Here is a 19,130-nt window from a genome sequence, read left to right as displayed (position 1 = left end):
ATAAACTCCTCATTCACTCTGATCAAGGTTGGCACTATCAAATGAAACAATACCGCCATTCTCTTAAGAATTGTGGCATAACTCAAAGTATGTCTCGCAAAGGAAACTGTTATGACAATGCCGTTATTGAAAATTTCTTCGGTATTATGAAATCGGAATTTCTGTATCGAAAAGAATTTGAAAGTATAACACATTTCAAACAAGAATTAGCAAAGTATATAGAATACTATAATCATAAAAGAATTAAGGCAAAATTAAAGGGTATGAGCCCAGTACAATACCGGGCTCATACCCTAGAGGCTGCCTAATGAAACGACCTGTCTAACTTTCGGGGGTCACTTCAGAAAAGGTGGCTTTTTATTATGAAAATAAAAATGTATGTAAATTCTGACTTTTCTTATTTACATAGGATGATTTTAGTTGTATCCTTCATAGTAACGGTTATATGTAATGGGAAAATATAGGGATAAGGAGATGAAGTTATTCATGGTACAAATTCATCCGAAAACACGTATTGGTCATGTTGAATTTAAAGTGAAAGATTTAGAGCGTCAAATTGCTTTTTATGAGAATGTTGTAGGATTAGAGGTAATTAAGCAAGAGGGGAATAAAGCATATTTATCTGGAAAAGGTGGAAAGAACACGTTACTTGTTCTTGAAAAGTTAGAGGACGGGGTACTGCAAGAACCGCGTACGACTGGTATATATCATGTAGCCTTTTTAGTTCCGACTCGTGAAGCTTTTGCTTCTGCGCTATTTGGGGTTCTTCGTAATAAGAATGTAATTGACAGCCCGGCTGAGCAAGAAGGGCGTTATACATATTCAAATGAAATTTTACCAATTTCAAGGTTTAATAGTGCAAGTGATCATACATATAGCGAAGCTTTTTATTTGCAAGATTTAGAGGGGAATGGTATTGAAATTTATGCAGACCGTCCGCGCGATCAATGGGGAGAAGGACCAGGAGGAAGTACACCACTTGATTTAAAAGAATTGGCAACACTCGTTGATTATGAGTTTGATGGTTTGCCTGCTAATACTGTCGTTGGGCACGTACATTTAAGAATAGCTGATGTAGAGAAATCACATGAATTTTATGTGGAAACAGTAGGTTTTGAAGTACAGCAGCGTGAAGAGGATTGCTTATTTATTTCAGCAGGGGGATATCATCACCATATTGGTGCAAATACGTGGAACGGAGTAAACAATCCACACCCACCAGTACATGCAACTGGACTAAAGGTATATGCGATTGTACTACCGCATAAAGAAGCGTTAGATGAAGTGAAAGAAAGATTAATAGAAAAACAACATGAAATAAATGAAACTACAAATGGGTTTGCGGTAGTAGATCCAAGTGGTATTACAGTGCAGTTTGAAATAGAAACAGTGTAAAAGAAGCGAGAAAGTGTATAATCACTTTCTTGCTTCTTTGTGATCATTCATATCTCAATCCAATATCTTCTTACTACATTCCCATCTTCCTCAGTGAAATCATCATTACGAAGCCCACCGTTATGTAAAATCGTTTTTTCAGAAGCGGTATTCACTGCGTCGCAAACGACAAGTACTTTCTCGATGTTTAATTCCTTCGTTTTTTCTAGCGATAATTTTAATAACTTTGTAGCATAACCTTTTCTTCTTTCAGAAGGGCGAATGCCATAACCAATATGACCGCCAGCGTTAAATAAATGTTCGGTTAAACTATGACGTATATTAACAGCTCCCACAATTTTATTTTCATCTGTAACAAGCCAATATGTAGAGTCTGGTACCCAAGTTTCAGGGATATTTATTCCGTTATGCGCATCGAGAAGTTCTTGAACCATAGCTGGGAAGTTGGCAGGATTTTTTTGTGATAACCCACGGGATCATTGTTTCACCGCTATCTTTCCATTCGTTATAGAAATCTAAGTATTCTTCTTGTAAATCAGTAGTAGGTGTAAGTAATGAGAGGTTCATTGTTAGTAAGCTCCTTTAGTTATGTAGTTTTTATAAAAAATTATGAAACAAAGTGAAAGCGTTTTCTAAAATTTCTCAACCTAATTTCATGCAATCCACCTTTGGTTTTTTAGAAAATTAGTGAAGGTTTAAAATTAGGAGTTATTTATTTTATGTTAATATTTAAAATATTAACATAAAAAGTCGGAGTATTAAGTGTATTTTAGTGGTATTCTTTCATGTTGATAAATGGATGTTTGTGATAATTTTTGTTTTATCTATCTATAATGAATGAAAGGGGGAAGTGCCCGTGAGTGTAGATTTTGATTTTATTATACGAATCGGTGTTGCTGGCTTGTTAGGAGCAATGATTGGTATTGAAAGAGAAATTCGATCGAAAGAAGCTGGATTAAAGACTCATTTCCTCGTAGCGGTAGGAAGTGCGTTAATAATGGTTGTTTCGAAATATGCCTTTTCAGATATTGTGTTTGAAGAGCATACGTCTCTAGACCCAAGTCGTATTGCAGCACAAGTCGTTAGTGGAGTTGGTTTTTTAGGTGCAGGCACAATTATTATTCAAAAGCAGGCGGTGAAAGGATTAACGACCGCGGCTGGTTTATGGGCTACTGCCGGTATAGGATTAGCAATTGGAGCGGGAATGTATGTAGTAGGCATTGGAGCGACGATTCTCGTTTTAATTGGTTTAGAAATTGTAAGTCGTATTTTTAAGGTGCAATTTTTATTTCCACAAAATATAACAGTGCAAATGTTTGTAAATAAACATGAAGCGGTACAACAAATATTAGAAACACTACAAGTGAAAGGCATCCCAATACTCTCATATGAGGTGGAAGCTTCACAGCGAGGTACAGAAACTGTTTATAAGGTAGGGATGCAACTGAAAAATATATCGTCAGAAGAAAAGAATGAGTTTATTCAGCATATGCAAACATTACCGGAAGTTACGTTTATAAAGTTAAAATCATAGTGTTGAAAACGTGGATAGATGTAGCAGGAATTTTGCTATTATCTATCTTTTTTGATATAAAATGCACGGAAAGTCAAGCGTTAATTTTACATGAAATGAATATATGTGTGAACGTTACCTTATTTTTTCTCAATACAGGACAAAAAGTAAAAATAGTAAAATAATGGAGCGGGACACTAAAAATGTAAGGTAGGGGAGAGTATGAAAGGCTATTCAAAGAAAATGTTAGTAGGGGTAAGTTTTGCTAGTTTAATGTTAGGGAGTTTTCAAGGGGTAAGTTTGGCAGAAGATACTAAGGGAGAGCAAGTTTCTTATCGAAATGTGCTCAAAATGGAGCCAGTCGGTGTACAACTACCAGTACAAGAATTAGCTCATTCATCGAAAGTGCTCGAAAGCAAGTCTTTTGAGAAAAGGCTACAATTTGCCGATTTATCACAAAGACCACCTGAGGTGAAAAAAGAAAGTAAGCAATTAGCTGTAGCGAAAACTTATACAATTGCTGAATTAAATCAATTAAGCAATCAGCAGTTAGTAGATTTACTTGTAACAATTGATTGGGAGCAAATTACGGGGCTATTTCAGTTTAATACAGACAGTCTAGCATTCTATCAAAATGATAGTAGGATGCAGGCGATTATTGATAAATTGAAGCAGCAAGGACAAGCCTATACGAAGGATGATTCAAAAGGGATTGAGACATTAGTGGAGGTATTACGTTCAGGATTTTATTTAGGATTTTATAATTCGGAACTTAGTAAATTAAATGAACGGAGTTATCATGATAAATGCTTACCTGCATTAAAAGCGATAGCTAACAATTCAAATTTCAAGCTGGGTACATTAGAGCAAAATAGAGTGGTATCATCATACGGAAAGTTAATAGGAAACGCTTCGAGTGATGTGGAAACGATAACATCAGCTGCAAAAATTTTTAAACAATATAATGATAATTTTTCTACATTAGTAGATAATCTTTCAGCTGGAAATGCTATTTACGATATTATGCAAGGTGTTGACTACGACATTCAATCGTATTTGTACGATACGAGGAAAGCACCGAAAGATACAGTATGGTATCAGAAAATAGATAGTTATATTAATGAATTAAGTCGTTTTGCATTAATGGGAACGATTACAGCAAAAAACGGTTGGCTTATTAATAATGGCATTTATTATACAGGTAGACTCGGTACGTTCCATAGTACAGGAACGAAAGGGTTACAAGTTGTAACAGATGCGATGAAAATTTATCCGTATTTAGGGGAGCAATATTTCGTAGCTGCTGAGCAAATCGCAACGAATTATGGCGGAAAAGATGCAAATGGTAAAGTGGTGAATTTAGATCAAATAAGAGAAGATGGAAAGAAAAAATATTTGCCAAAAACGTATACGTTTGATGATGGGGCAATTGTTTTAAAAGCTGGAGATAAAGTGACAGAAGAAAAAGTAAAACGTTTATATTGGGCGGCAAAAGAAGTGAAGGCACAATTCCATCGTACGGTTGAAAGTGATCAACCTTTAGAAAAAGGAAATCCTGATGATGTATTAACGATGGTTATTTATAATAGCCCAGCAGAATATCAATTTAATCGTCAATTGTACGGATATGAAACGAATAACGGTGGTCTTTATATAGAAGGAACAGGTACGTTCTTTACTTATGAGCGTACGCCAGAAGAAAGTATTTATAGTTTAGAAGAATTATTCCGACACGAGTTCACACATTATTTACAAGGTAGATATGAAGTACCAGGGTTATGGGGACAAGGAAAAATATATGAAAATGAAAGATTATCTTGGTTTGAAGAAGGGAATGCTGAATTTTTTGCAGGGGCAACGAGAACGGATAATGTTGTACCGAGAAAGAGTATTATAGGAGGATTATCTTCAAATCCAGCAGAGCGTTATACGGCAGAGCGAACGTTAAATGCAAAGTATGGAACGTGGGATTTCTATAATTATTCCTTTGCTTTACAATCTTATATGTACAATAAGAGATATGATATGTTTGATAAAATACATGATCTTATTAGGAAAAATGATGTAACAGCATATGATGCATATCGCTCTACATTAAGTAAAGATGCGAATTTAAATAAAGAATATCAAGACTATATGCAATTGCTAGTTGATAATCGTGAGAAATATAACGTGCCATTAGTATCAGACGATTATTTAGCAAATCATGCACCGAAACCAGTTTCAGATATTGCGGCAGAAATAACGGCGGAAGCAAAATTGAAAAATGTATCAGTGAAGAAAAATAAATCACAGTTCTTTAATACATTCACACTACAAGGAACATATACAGGAACTGCAGCAAAAGGAGAATATGAAGATTGGAAAACAATTACACAAAACGTTAATGATACGTTAAAACGTTTAAGTGCAAAGGAATGGACAGGCTATAAAACAGTAACAGCATACTTCGTAAATTATCGCGTGAATGCATCAGGACAATTTGAATATGATGTTGTGTTCCACGGTATTAATACAGAAGAAGGTGCAGAGAATAAAGCACCAGTTGCAGTTATAAACGGTCCGTATAGTGGAAATGTAAATGAAGCAATTTCATTTAAAAGCGACGGATCAAAAGATGAAGACGGGAAAATTACTTCGTATAAATGGGAGTTTGGTGATGGAGCAGTAAGTAATGAGCAAAATCCAACTCACGTATATACAAAAGAAGGAACGTATACAACGAAATTAACGGTAACAGACGATAAAGGAGCAACTAATACTGCTACAGCGACTGTAACTGTTCAAAAGAAAGAAGATAACAGTGTAGAAAAAGAACCGAATAACTCATTCCAAACAGCAAACAAACTGCAGTTAAATCAAGTTTTACGTGCTAGTTTAGGAAATGGCGATACAAGTGATTTCTTTGAAATTAATGTGGAGACTGCTAAAAACCTTCAAATTAACGTAACGAATGAAAATAATATCGGAATGGACTGGGTACTTTATTCTGAAGCAGATTTAAATAATTATGTTACGTATGCTCAGCAACAAGGGAATAAACTAGTAGGTAGTTACTACACGTATCCAGGGAAGTATTATTTACATGTGTATCAGTATAGTGGTGGAACAGGGAATTATACGGTGGAAGTAAAGTAGTAAAAAGGGAGTTGTCTTTTTCAATGAATGGCATAAGGTCTGTACTTTAATGGAAAAACAATTGTAGGAAATGTCTATAATGATAATAACAAATTAAGTGCCGAGAGATGTTATATTTACATTAAACAAATCTAATCAGTAAATGAGATAAAGTCGATGAACTATTCTTTCATCACGATGTAAGAATAGTTATAAATATTAAGTGCGTTTAATGTAATTAAACTAAAGGATTAGAGTTTATCTGTAACAATAGATAAGCTCTGATCCTTATTATTTTTAATTAACTAAACAGAAAATTTTTGTCGCATTAGCAAGGGATACTAATAGAAAAGCGTGTCCCTTTACCTAAGTTACTCTCTATCTCTATATCTCCGTTTAATTCTTTAATAATACTATAAGCAATCATAGTACCAAGCCCAGTTCCTTTTTCTGTTGTTGAATAGAATGGCAAAGCAATTCGTTTTATTTGTTGAGATGACATCCCAATTCCTGAATCAATAATATCAATTATGATATTTCCTTTTACTTTTTGTATATTTATTTGTAATAATCCACCATTTTTCATAGCCTCAATTCCGTTTTGGATGATGTTGTTTAGACAGAGTTTGAATTTTTCGGGGTCCCCATTTATATAAAAGGAATCTGTACTATTTTGTTTGATTTCAACTTTGTATGATAGAGCGAGTGGTGAAATAGTATCTTTCACCTGATTTAAAATGTGATTAATATCTATTTTCTCTTTTAGGGTGTTCTGTGGTTTGGTTAAAGATAAATAGTTATTAATAGTAGATTGTATTTGCTGCATTTCAATTAACATGATTTCTAAGTATTGATCCTGAGATAGCTTAGAGGCATGTTTTTCATTTAATAATTGAGTGAATCCATGTACCGTGGTTAGTGGATTGTGGATTTCGTGTGCAATTGACGCTGCTAGTTCGCTAGCTATATAAAATTTTTCAGCCCGTTGTAGCTTTTCTTTCATTTTATATTTCTCAATCATTCCCTCTATTAAATAAACTGATAATAATACTGTGAAAATATTAATGATTATGTAATTTAATAAAAATTCTATGAGAGTAGAGTCTATTTTCCCTCCTGTATGTATTTGAGTTACAATACCGCAAATAGAAAGTGAAGTTGTACATACTAAAATAAGGAGTAAGCTTAATAATACTTTTTTTTCTTTAACATACATAGGTAATAAGTAACGAAAGAGCATTGTTATACCAAAAATAATAGTGAAGATAATAAATGATGGAAGAACGCCATTTCCGCCTAAGTAAAACCGATAAGAAAGATATAAAATTCCTATAAAAACAATGTTTTTTGTATTTCCATATAGAAAAACTAATATTATAGGAATAAAACGTAAATCATAAATAAATCCCACATGTAAATGAAAAGGAAAAGTCATACAAAAAATAATAGCAATGGAGGAAAGGATAGAAAATAATATATTATTACATGTTGTTTTTTCTTTAAACTCTAGCCAAAATACGTGATAGCTAAGGATACAAATTATTATAATAAAGGTATTTAATAAAAGAGTAGAAATTCCCATAGTTTTGCATCTCCAATAGTTTGTAAGTAGAATTATGTATGAGTTGGACATAGATGTTTAGTATTAGTAGACTTTTTATCTAAAAAAGGAAGGGTACTTGAAAAATGCTGTTATATTACTCGTATTAAAATTGATAAGGAAAATAGAAAAAATCTATTTAAATTTATGTACATATGAAATTATAAACTAACTTGTGTATAGGTAAAATTGGGATTGAGTTACTGATAAAATAAGGTTTTTTAAGTATGAATATTCTGTAAAAATGATATACATGGTGACTCCTGTTTTGTAGCCTTCGTTATATTAACATGGAATATATCAAATTACAAAGTGAAATTTTAGAAAAATTTTATTAGTACATTTTATCTGAAATAGAAATGCTATTTATGTGAGTATTTTGGTACTTACTCGTATAAAACTTTGTTAGAAAAAGACTTTAAAATTCACATGTTTTTTATGAAGCGTAATATTGTAGCTTTATCTATGTGGGTTTCTCAATAACTATTAAGGTGAAAAGTTAAGATATATAGGTTTATAGATATGAATTATTACATAAAAACGTACTTGGAAAAGGATGTATGATGGTAATAGAATACAAACATCAAGGGGGAACTTAAAATGAAGTTAAATAAACTAGTGCTTAGTTGTGGAGTAATTTCAGCATTAACACTTGGTGTGTTAGGGAATAATACTTATGCTGAAGAAGTACACAAAACGAATGATCCAATTCATGTAGTTGAACATGTTTCTGCAGACTTATTATTAACCCAAACAATGGATTATAGTGGCGAGGCTGAAACTTCTTTCGTATATGATGGGAGTACTGACTTAAGCTTCTCTATGAAAAATAATGGTCAAAATACAATGGGATATAGTGTAAAAGGTCCAAATACAGAGCTAATTGTTGGTGGTTATATAAAACCTGGAGAACAACAAATTAATGTTACAAATGTACGGAATGCTTTATCTCCATTACCGAATGGAACATATAAAATTTACGTTTCAAATGATGATGGTTCTAAGGGGCAATTCCAAGTTTCAGTAAGATCTATGAATTAAATTTAAAACGCTTTGCTTTTAAGTTAATTTAATCTTTACTTATTGGAAAGAAGCTAAATTGAATTGAGAATTACCGATAAAAATGAAAACGAGCACCTTATCTAATTGTGAGAGGGTGTTCGTTTTTGGCTATTAAACAGAAAACAATTATAAATACATTTTGATATTTCCATTGCTAACCTACTAGATTGTGTCAACGAGAGAATGTCTACTATAAAAGATATCAAAATAAAGATGATGTAACATTCCGCTAAATTATATGGGGAAATAGAAAAACCACTCTTATATGAGTGGTTTTTAGTAATTATTTTTAGGTTATACATTTAAAATTAGGCTAAGTTATAGAAATAATAAACATTTAATCCGTTGTTATTATTTTGGTTCTGGATAATGATTGTAGTATGAGATTCTAATAAATTCTTGGTAGACATTTGTTAATTTGGCATCTCTAAGAGCATCGTTGAATTTTTGCATACGTACACTCCCTTGAGCGTAGCCTCCACCTGGAGTATAAGGGTTTCTTGCTTCAAAGTCATCCAAAAATACTTTTAATTTTTTATAGTCTTGAGATTGATAGAAAGCCACGGCCTCTTCAGGAGTGACATCAAAGTAAGAGGATGACGTTGAGTTATAAGAAGCTGCTTGAGCAGTAGGTGCCTCTAGCATAGTTGCAGCTCCACCGAACATAGTAAGCGCCATAGAAGATACAATAATTTTTTTTAACATAATAAAACCTCCATGTAGAATATTGGATTAACAGTAACCATGTAATCATTGTAGTTACATTGAAAATGATTATCAAATGCAATGTTGCATAATGTATCCCGCTATTTGTGGGCAGTAAGACTCACGCCCAAAAATTCAATGAAAGTAAAGAAGTTAGATGGGGATCGGGCGAATTAAAGTTTCACTTTATTCTTTGAACGAGAAGTCACCTTTATATTTAAATGGAGGAGTGTAATAGATTAAAAGAGGTGTATAAGTTACTCAGGTTAACAAGAAAATGAAGAGGATATTTTTAATAGGGGGAAAGCTTAATAACTGGAGTAAAGGAATTGCTATTTATATATTTAACATACATATTTGTTTTTTAAATTGTAGGCGTGTTTTAGAATTTGTATATAGTAAATTCGTTAAAAAACTTGATAAATAATAAAATATGTAAATTTTTCGACTATTTAATTAAAATTATTTAATATTTGTAATTTATTGTTTTATAATGATAATCGGGTCGATCGTGAATGTTTTAGATATTGCGATATATACTCGGATTAATTTATTCTAGGGAGGTTACAAAATTGGGTAAGAGAGTCATTATAAGAGTTTTTACATTATTATCAGTACTGGCATTATTCCTTAATGTATTTTTACCTAGGGCTAGTGCAGAGGTTATGACGCATGAGAAATATTCAATGGACTGGAGTTATAGTAATAGTCTAGGTAAGTACATTCGTACTGAAATGATTAAAAATTCAAGTGGTCAAATTGCTTATTGCTTAACTCTTGGATTAAAATCACCAAATGGTGAAGATCTTCCTGAAATGGGGAAAACAGATAATGTAGTATATAGAGTCTTATTAAATGGTTTCCCACAAAAAAGTGCTGAACAGCTGGGAGTAGCTAATAAAAATGAAGCGCATTATGCAACGCAACTTGCGGTTTGGAATGCATTAGGTCAACTCGATGTAAATGAATTAAAACATGAGAATAAAAATGTTGAAAAAGCAGCTAAGGCTATTATTAGTAATGCTAATAATAGTGAAGAGACTCAAGATGTTTTTATGAATGTGATTCCTGCTGAAAAGCAAAAAGCAGAATTAAAGGGTGAATTCTTCGAAACAAATCTATATTCAGTACAAACAAATGCTAAGAGTGGTTCTTATAAGGTAGTAGCGAAAAATGCACCTAATGGAGTTAGAATTGTTAGTGAAAATGGAGAAGTGAAAGATCAGCTTTCAGTTGGAGAAAAATTTCGTATCCAAATTCCTAAGAATACAAAAACGGGTGAATTTAATTTAAGTGTAGCTGCTAATTTAACTAAAGTTCAAGCAATTGCTTACCGTGGTACGGATACTGTTCAGAACGCTACAGTACTATTAGAAAGAAATGAAGAAAAGCTTAGTAGTGATCTTGCAGTAAATTGGGAAGCAGCTGGTTCTTTAAAAATTAAAAAGGTTGGAGAAAATGGAGAAGTTTTAGCTGGTGCAGTATTTGAGGTCTTTAATGCAAATAATGAATCAGTTGGAAAAATCACGACTGGTGCTGATGGTATGGCAGAATTAAACAACTTACCAATTGGTATTTACACATTAAAAGAAATTAAAGCACCAACAGGCTATGTTTCAGATGATAAACCACAAACTATTGAAGTTAAGACAGGAGAAACAGGAGCTGTCCAAATAGTAAATAACAAAGTAAAAGGTAACATCGAAATTAAAAAGCTCAGTGATTCAGGAAAGGTTTTACCAAATGTTGAATTCACAGTCTTTACTGAAGATGGAAAAGAAGTGCAAAAAGTAGTAACAAAAGAAAATGGAATTGCAAACGTTGAAGGTCTTACGTATGGTAAGTATTATTTCTTAGAGACAAAAACACCTAATGGATATATTGGAAATAAAACAAAGTATCCTTTTGAAATTAAAGAGCACAATAAAACACTTACTTTTACAGTGGAAAATACCGAAGTGAAAGGTAGTGTAAAATTACTAAAAGTAGATAATGAAGATATTAGCAAAAAATTAGAAGGTGCAGTATTTGAATTGAAAGATGAAAGTGGAAAAGTAGTTGGGGAATATAAGACAGATAAAAATGGCGAGATTAACGTCAAAGATTTAGCGTATGGTAAATATTCATTTGTAGAAAAGGCTTCTCCACATGGTTACGTTCTTGTTAAAGAACCAATTATGTTCGAAATAAAGGAACATGGGAAGATTATTGAGTTATTGGCAGTTAATCATCTTATCAAAGGTGATCTAGAAATTACAAAGGTAGATGTAGCTGATGGAAATAACAAGCTTCCAAATGCAGAATTTACGATTTATAACGAAGCAGGAAAAGAAGTAGTAAAAGGAAAAACAGACGATAAAGGAATCGCTAAATTTGAAAAATTACCATTTGGAAAATACACATATAAAGAAACTGTTGCGCCAAAAGGTTATGTATTAAATGAAGAAACGTTCTCTTTTGAAATTAAAGAGAATGGTCAAATCATTAAACACATTGTCAAAGATGAAAAGATTCCTTCAATAAAAACAACAGCTACTGATAAAACAGATGGTACAAAAGAAATACACACGTCTAAGTCTGTAACAATCCAAGATAAAGTGGAATACAAAGACCTACAAGTAGGTAAAGAATACACTTTAAAAGGTAAATTAATGAATAAAGAGACTAATAAACCATTAGTTGTAAATGGAAAAGAAGTAACAGCTGAAACGAAGTTTACACCAAAAGAAGCAAATGGCTCTATTACATTAGACTTCACATTTGATGCAACTGGTTTAGAAGAAAAAGAGGTAGTAGTATTCGAAGAGTTATTGAAAGAAGGAAAAATTGTTACAACACATGCTGATATCAATGATAAAGGTCAAACAGTTAAGTTCGTTAAGCCATCAGTAAAAACGACAGCAACAAACAAAGCTGATGGTGGAAAAGAGATTCATTCAAAGGATTCTATCACTATTCAAGACAAAGTGGAGTATACTAACTTAGTTGTAGGTAAAGAGTACACTGTAAAAGGTAAACTAATGAACAAAGCTATTAACAAACCATTATTAATTGATGGAAAAGAAGTAACAGCTGAAACGAAGTTTACTGCAAAAGAAAAGAACGGTTTTGTAACATTAGACTTTACTTTTGTTGGTGCTGAACAGCAAGGAAGAGAAGTAGTCGTGTTTGAAGACTTATTACATGAAGGTCAAGTAATTGCAACACATGCTGACATTAACGATGTAGGTCAAACAGTTCGATTTGTAGAACCTTCTATTAAAACGACAGCAACAAACAAAGCTGATGGTTCTAAAGAGTTAGACGCTTCTAAATCTGTAACAATCCAAGATAAAGTGGAATACAAAGACTTAATCGTGGGTAAAGAGTATGTTGTAAAAGGTAAACTGATGGATAAAGCAACAAACAAGCCATTATTAGTTGATGGAAAAGAAGTAACAGTAGAATCTAAGTTTATTGCTAAAGAGAAGAATGGTTCTATCACACTAGATTTCACATTTAATGCTTCTGCATTACAAGGTAACGAAGTAGTAGTATTTGAAGAACTGTATCAAGATAATATATTAGTAGCTATTCACGCTGAAATTGAAGATAAGGAACAAACAGTGAAATTTAAAGAGGTAAAGCCGGAACAACCTAAACCAGAACAGCCAAATTCAGATAAAAATACTCCAACACCAGAGCAGCCTAACGAGCAAGTAAAAGAACAACCACAACCTAAGCAAGAAATTCAATCTAAAATTGGATGGTTACCGCAAACAGGTACTAATCTTACAAGTTGGATCTCTATGGCTGCAGGCGCATTACTGTTAATTGTTGGTGGAGTGATTTTCTTAAAACGTAAAAATGCATAGAAATTAAAAAATAAGCACATCTGTTTTTATAACAAGATGTGCTTATTTTTATCATTTTAGCCAAGAAGACTCCTATATTCAAGCGTGAATGGCATTTAAAATAGCAAATTTATTTGTAGTAAATAATACATAATTTTGTTTTACTGTTTTAATTAAAATACGGTCTGTTGTCCCATAAGCTGTTCCAATACGTATGACATCTACTTCTTCAACACCAGCATAGGTAGCATCTTCGGTAATCTCAATCACATCACGTAATGGAATTGTAATCTCCGCCAATTGCCATGAAATAATTAACTCTTCATTTGTTTTTTTTACATTAATGCCTAGCATTATACCAAGACCCTTCAATAATAATACGCTACACTTCTAATCTTATTATATAAATTTTTAGATTTTTTATCTATATGTAGGAATAGAATTTATTTATATTTGTGAGCATCTTAATGATGTCAAACAAATAGAAGGATATACAGTCTTTCTATTAAGAAATATGGTAAGAACAAAAGTTCACTTCAAATTAATATGAATTTGATATGGTTGAGATATTATGAACGAGAAATAGTAAGAGTTGCAGGAAGGAAATGAATAATGAGACTTAAATTAGTAGGAATTTTCATTTGTGTAATTATGATGTTAGGTATCTTTATAATTTACACCAATCAATCTATTGGTAAAGAACCAGATAAGACGAACTATGAATCTCGTGAAAACTCCATAAATAAAGAGAAAGATAGTAGAGGAAAAGGGCAATCCAAATACAATGAAAGTTCTTTTGCTAGTATACAGGCTGTAGTTAATAAGGAATATGGATTACCCGAAGACTATAAACCAGAGGATTTAGTTGTACCAAATGTACCATTCTCATTTAGTGGAACGGTAGAAAAGAGCCACCTCCGTAAAGAGGCGGCAGAAGCACTGGAAAAGTTATTTGATTTAGCAAAGCAGGAGGGGATTCAGTTAAATGCTGTTTCGGGATTTCGTTCCTATGACTATCAACAACGATTGTATACAAACAATGTGAAAAGAAAAGGACAAGAGCATACGGATCGCTTCTCGGCAAAACCAGGACATAGCGAACATCAAACAGGGTTAACAATGGACGTTTCTTCTAAAAGTGCGAACAATGAACTAGAGTTATCCTTTGCTAATACGAAGGAAGGAAAATGGCTGAAAGAAAACGCGCATTGCGCAGGGTTTATCATTCGTTACCCTAAGGGAAAGGAAAGTATTACAGGTTATGCATATGAACCTTGGCATATTCGCTATGTAGGAGATATTGCTGAAAATATATATAAACAAAAGCAGACTTTAGAAGAATACATGAATCTATGAAAATAGAATTGAAGAATTAAACTGGCTATCAATAGACGTGAGATTGTAAAAGGCAGGGGATATAAATTAAGGTGTTTTTTAATTTTTTTGGTGAAGAGGGAAGGTCTCCCTCTTCTTTTTTCATTCCTTGTAAAATTTGAGGATGTCTTAAGGGAATGAAAAGATGGATTGTGTGAATTTATTAATATAGGCTACTTTAGGTGGCTTCTAGAGATGTTTTTTGAGGGAATACAATGTTATAAGTTTGTAGTATTCATTGCAGCAATTGACTATATTATAGGAGCATTCACGTTGGAATATAACAGAGAATTATAGAGTAAAGTAGGATTCAAAAGCATTGTTAAAAATGTTGGTGTTATAAGTTATTTTCCTATCAAAATAATTAGTCTTTTTTCAAAATTTAAGGTTGTTATTTTATTATATCTAGTAACTATTTATATTATTTAATAATTACTTTGTTTACTATTAAGGTGGTTATCTTACAAAATTGTAAGGTTATTTTAATTGACACTCGTATGTACAAGTAACTATACTGGTTACACAATATTGGTGAGTATATTTAATAATCTCTATCTATAAGTGTATGTCCGAGGATTATTTTTGGAGTAATAGTTCGATTTTAAATTCGTTATACGATATATATCGATATAAATAACGTGATCTATTCTTTATTCAAAGTCGTATTATTTAAAGATTAATTATAAATGATATATTTACCAAATTGTAATAAATTGATAGAGGTGTTACATTTTGAAATATAAATTAATTGCTACAGGAATTCTTGCTGGAAGTCTATTATCCTACTCATCTAATACATTTGCAAATACTCATAAGTTCCCAGATGTTCCTGCATGGGCGGACAAATCCGTTAATTATTTAGTTGATAAACAGGTATTGAATGGCTATCCAGACGGAACTTTCGGTTCAAATGACTCATTAGACAGAGCTTCGGCTACAAAAATTATGACAAAAGTTTTAGGTATACAAATTGACTCTAATGCAAAACCATCATTTACAGATTCACAAAACCACTGGGCTACTCCGTATATTGCTGCTGCTGAAAAAGCTGGTATTGTTAAAGGTGAGGGTAATGGAATCTTCAATCCATCCGGAAAAGTAACTCGCGCTGCTATGGCTACGATGCTAGTAAATGCATATAAACTACAAAGCACATCAAATCATAACGAGCAGGTTAAATTTGAAGATTTAAAAGGGCATTGGGGAGAAAAATATGCCAATATTTTAATCGGTTTGAAAATTTCCAATGGTACTGAGAACGGTTGGCAACCAAATAGATTTATAACACGTGCTGAAGCTGCTCAACTTACTGCAAAAACAGATATGATGCAACATCGTCCAAAAAACCCATTAGAAAGTAAAACAATCATTATTGATCCTGGACATGGTGGCGAAGATCCTGGGAAATCCACAAAGGGATTACCTGAAAGTAAGATTGTACTAGACACTTCTTTACGTCTACAACAATTACTTGAAAAGCATACACCATTTACAGTTTTATTAACTCGTCAATCTGATAATAGACCAGGACATGATCAAAAAAGTTCTTTACAGGAACGTGTTAAATTTGCTAAGAAAAATCAGGGTAATATCTTTATAAGCGTACATGCAAATGCTTTTAATGGTAATGCAAAAGGGACAGAAACATATTACTATAAATCTTCTAAATCCGAAAAAACAAATCCTCATGTGGAAGAAAGTCGCGTTTTAGCAGAAAAAATTCAAACACGTTTAGTAGAGGCACTTCAAACACGAGACAGAGGAGTTAAACATGGAGACCTTCATGTTATAAGAGAAAATGACATGCCAGCTGTGTTGACGGAACTGGCGTTTATAGATAATGGTATTGATTACAGTAAATTATCTACGGAAAATGGCAGACAAATTGCAGCAGAAGCCATTTATGAAGGAATTTTAGATTATTATGAATGGAAAGGAAATAATGTATCTGAATATAGGCTGTAATAAGTAATTGAAAATATAGTAATTCTCGAAATGAAGAATTCTATAATTTTTTTGTATTTTTTAAACAACAATTTTAAATTTGTATTTAAAATTGTTGTTTAAATCGTTACTTTATGTTTTAATAATATTGATAATAGTTATCAATAATAGTGAGAGGAAGATTAGTGAAACATGTGTTTTTAGTTAGTGTCATAAAGTTAATGAATTTCTATATTGTATGGCTATGAATCTATCTCTATTTTTGTGAACTAGAAATAATATATTTATATCTTTTAAATGTTTAAGAAGGAGTGGCTGTCTGTATGAAAAAAGCAAAAGAAATAGCTAAATGCGTTGCGGTAGCGTCCGTTATTATGTCTGGATCATTTGGTTTACAAGCAACATCTGCATTTGCAGAGTCTAAAGGAACTGTAGAAAATCTTCAAAATGGTGGGAAGGTCTATAATAGTTTTAAAACTACTTATGACATGAAGCAAAATATCAAAAATTCAATAAAGGTTTCTTTTATTGAGGATCCTTACGCAGATAAAAAGATTGCAATTGTTACCACCGATGGTAGTAATATAGATGCTAAATATACAATTAATAGCGGATACTATAACGCAGGTTTAAAATGGCCATCAGCCTATCATACTGAAGCAGAAATAACAAGTGGTGATAGTGCTCAATTCCATAAAGCTGCCCCAGTTAATACAATGACTTCAGCAAAGGTCACTTCTGAGGTAGGGTATACACTTGGTGGAAGTGTTAAAGTAGGAGTAAATGATAAAGGGCCAAATGCCGATGCAAGTATCACAGGTAGCTTTGCTTGGAAAGAAAGTGTATCTTATGATCAAGTAGATTATAAAACGGTATTGGAGACTCACACAGATAAAAAATTAAATTGGAAAGTAGGATTCCAATCATTTAATTTCCCAGAGTGGGGAATTTATAATCGTGATTCATTCAATACTTTCTATGGTAATCAACTATTTATGAAATCACGTAGTTATAATGAAGGAACGAATAATTTTGTTTCAAAAGATACAGTACCAGCTTTAACAGGATATGGTTTTTCTCCAAACGTAGTAGCGGTTATTACTGCTGATAAAACAGAAACTACATCAGATTTAAAAATAACAAATCGTAGAATTTCAGATCAGTACAATATCGAATGGGTAAGTTCAAAATGGTGGGGAACAAATAATAAAGATACATATAATGAATTCTTTACGAACCACTATAAATTAGACTGGAAAAACCATCAAGTTACTCTTGATAAACAAAAAGCCCTTGAAGAACAAATGAATAGTATCAACAGTGTGAATGATAAACTTAACAAAGGAAAAGGGAAATTATCTCTTTCAATGAATGGAAATCAACTCCAAGCTACGTCTAGCAATGCTGGTTATGGTATCAGTTACGAAGATAAAAATTGGGGTATCTTTGTAAATGGTGAAAAGGTCTATACTTTTAATGAAAAATCAACTGTAGGCAATATATCTAATGATATTAACAAATTAAACATTAAAGGACCTTATATCGAGATTAAACAGATTTAGTCAGAAAATGATGGACGATTGATGGACAATTATCTCATCAAGATACGAGTACGCTAGTTTATTTTAAATTTGTATAATGTAACGAAAGGACCAGATCTTATTTATTTTATAGATAAGATCTGGTCCTTATTACTTTTTTGTTTGCACACGAAGTTAAGATAACATTAGATGTTTTTTGTCCAGACTTTCACTCGATTAGAAAAGAGCATAAAGTATTTGAAAGCTATTGATGCTACGCAAGGGGATATTGTTTAAAGTAATCAGAACTTCATCGGTTGTTAAGTTACCACTTTAAATATATAATTAAATTTCATTAAAAAGATACTCTATTCAAAGTCCTTATTGGGTTTTTGAAGTGAAATATATACTATTTGAGGTGTGTGAAATGGGGAAATCTCGAGAGCAGACGATGGAAAATATCTTAAAGGCTGCTAAGAAAAAATTTGGAGAGCGTGGCTACGAAGGTACGAGCATACAAGAAATTGCAAAAGAAGCGAAAGTGAATGTTGCTATGGCCTCTTACTATTTTAATGGGAAAGAAAACCTATATTATGAGGTGTTTAAGAAATATGGTCTTGCTAATGAGCTACCCAATTTTCTTGAGAAGAATCAATTTGATCCTATCAATGCCCTTAGAGAATATTTAACGGTTTTTACTACACATATAAAAGAGAACCCTGAAATTGGATCATTGGCATATGAGGAGATTATTAAGGAAAGTGCACGATTAGAAAAGATTAAACCGTATTTCATAGGTAATTTTGAACAGTTAAAAGAAATATTACAGGAGGGTGAAAAGCAAGGAGTTTTTCATTTCTTCTCTATAAATCATACGATACATTGGATCACTTCTATTGTTTTATTTCCAAAGTTTAAAAAGTTTATTGATTCTTTAGGCCCAAATGAAACGGATGATACAAATCATGAATGGATGCCAGAAGACTTAGTGAACAGGATTGTTACTGCATTAACAGATAAACCTAACGTGTAAATTATTCAGTGTATATGAATTCTATTATTACTAT

Annotated in this window: 13 protein-coding genes and 1 pseudogene; 10 read left to right on the top strand and 4 right to left on the bottom strand. The window is 32.4% G+C overall.

Features of this window, described 5'->3' with window-relative positions:
- Together ATL10_RS25525 and ATL10_RS25520 are read left to right on the top strand one after the other, a co-directional pair.
- Positions 1–308 (top strand): IS3 family transposase (locus ATL10_RS25525; RefSeq protein ID WP_142670009.1); only part of this gene is annotated, 308 nt, incomplete at its 5' end.
- Positions 309–486: 178 nt separating this feature from the next.
- Positions 487–1,395, top strand: a complete 909-nt coding sequence (locus ATL10_RS25520) for a VOC family protein (protein ID WP_000249880.1) — start codon at positions 487–489, stop codon at positions 1,393–1,395.
- Between the two features lie 47 nt (positions 1,396–1,442).
- Here the strand turns inward: ATL10_RS25520 and ATL10_RS25515 are convergent.
- Positions 1,443–1,962: pseudogene (locus ATL10_RS25515) on the bottom strand (GNAT family N-acetyltransferase).
- A gap of 289 nt (positions 1,963–2,251) precedes the next feature.
- On the opposite strand from ATL10_RS25515, the gene ATL10_RS25510 reads away from it, so the two are divergent.
- On the top strand, positions 2,252–2,929 hold the full coding sequence (locus tag ATL10_RS25510) for an MgtC/SapB family protein (RefSeq protein ID WP_110497799.1): 678 nt from the start codon (positions 2,252–2,254) through the stop codon (positions 2,927–2,929).
- Positions 2,930–3,130: 201 nt separating this feature from the next.
- Complete coding sequence (gene colA, locus ATL10_RS25505) at positions 3,131–6,046, top strand: collagenase ColA (protein WP_110497797.1); 2,916 nt, start codon at positions 3,131–3,133, stop codon at positions 6,044–6,046.
- Positions 6,047–6,353: 307 nt separating this feature from the next.
- Here colA and ATL10_RS25500 read toward each other — a convergent pair whose 3' ends face one another.
- Positions 6,354–7,607: a sensor histidine kinase gene (locus ATL10_RS25500; protein ID WP_090977443.1), complete on the bottom strand. Its 1,254-nt coding sequence runs from the start codon at positions 7,605–7,607 to the stop codon at positions 6,354–6,356.
- A gap of 618 nt (positions 7,608–8,225) precedes the next feature.
- Between ATL10_RS25500 and ATL10_RS25495 the strand changes: the two genes are divergently transcribed.
- Positions 8,226–8,666 carry a hypothetical protein gene (locus ATL10_RS25495; RefSeq protein ID WP_071714644.1) on the top strand — a complete coding sequence of 147 codons (441 nt, stop codon included), beginning with the start codon at positions 8,226–8,228 and terminating at the stop codon, positions 8,664–8,666.
- Between the two features lie 372 nt (positions 8,667–9,038).
- Here the strand turns inward: ATL10_RS25495 and ATL10_RS25490 are convergent, their stop codons facing one another.
- On the bottom strand, positions 9,039–9,392 hold the full coding sequence (locus ATL10_RS25490) for a hypothetical protein (protein WP_000913814.1): 354 nt from the start codon (positions 9,390–9,392) through the stop codon (positions 9,039–9,041).
- 572 nt (positions 9,393–9,964) lie between these two features.
- Here ATL10_RS25490 and ATL10_RS25485 point away from each other — a divergent pair.
- Entirely contained in the window at positions 9,965–13,246 is a 3,282-nt protein-coding gene (locus ATL10_RS25485) for a VaFE repeat-containing surface-anchored protein (protein WP_097997811.1), read from the top strand.
- A gap of 78 nt (positions 13,247–13,324) precedes the next feature.
- On the opposite strand, the gene ATL10_RS25480 is transcribed toward ATL10_RS25485, so the two are convergent.
- Positions 13,325–13,579 carry a SunI/YnzG family protein gene (locus ATL10_RS25480; protein WP_000900689.1) on the bottom strand — a complete coding sequence of 85 codons (255 nt, stop codon included), beginning with the start codon at positions 13,577–13,579 and terminating at the stop codon, positions 13,325–13,327.
- A gap of 258 nt (positions 13,580–13,837) precedes the next feature.
- On the opposite strand from ATL10_RS25480, the gene ATL10_RS25475 reads away from it, so the two are divergent.
- The 4 genes from ATL10_RS25475 to hlyIIR all read left to right on the top strand — a co-directional run bounded on the left by ATL10_RS25475 (position 13,838) and on the right by hlyIIR (position 19,096).
- On the top strand, positions 13,838–14,581 hold the full coding sequence (locus ATL10_RS25475; protein WP_090977447.1) for a M15 family metallopeptidase: 744 nt from the start codon (positions 13,838–13,840) through the stop codon (positions 14,579–14,581).
- Between the two features lie 750 nt (positions 14,582–15,331).
- The gene (locus ATL10_RS25470; RefSeq protein WP_000875659.1) at positions 15,332–16,564 is read left to right on the top strand and encodes an N-acetylmuramoyl-L-alanine amidase; all 1,233 of its coding nucleotides are present in this window, start codon (positions 15,332–15,334) and stop codon (positions 16,562–16,564) included.
- 302 nt (positions 16,565–16,866) lie between these two features.
- Positions 16,867–18,105 carry a hemolysin II HlyII gene (hlyII, locus tag ATL10_RS25465; protein ID WP_000709371.1) on the top strand — a complete coding sequence of 413 codons (1,239 nt, stop codon included), beginning with the start codon at positions 16,867–16,869 and terminating at the stop codon, positions 18,103–18,105.
- 385 nt (positions 18,106–18,490) lie between these two features.
- A complete protein-coding gene (hlyIIR, locus tag ATL10_RS25460; protein WP_090977449.1) occupies positions 18,491–19,096 on the top strand; it encodes a hemolysin II regulator HlyIIR in 606 nt (201 codons plus the stop codon).
- Positions 19,097–19,130 lie beyond the last annotated feature (34 nt).

This window comes from Bacillus sp. 196mf (assembly GCF_003217275.1).
Taxonomy (GTDB): domain Bacteria; phylum Bacillota; class Bacilli; order Bacillales; family Bacillaceae_G; genus Bacillus_A; species Bacillus_A thuringiensis_S.
Note: the sequence above shows the minus strand (reverse complement) of the source record. Positions and strands in the feature narration are given on the sequence as shown.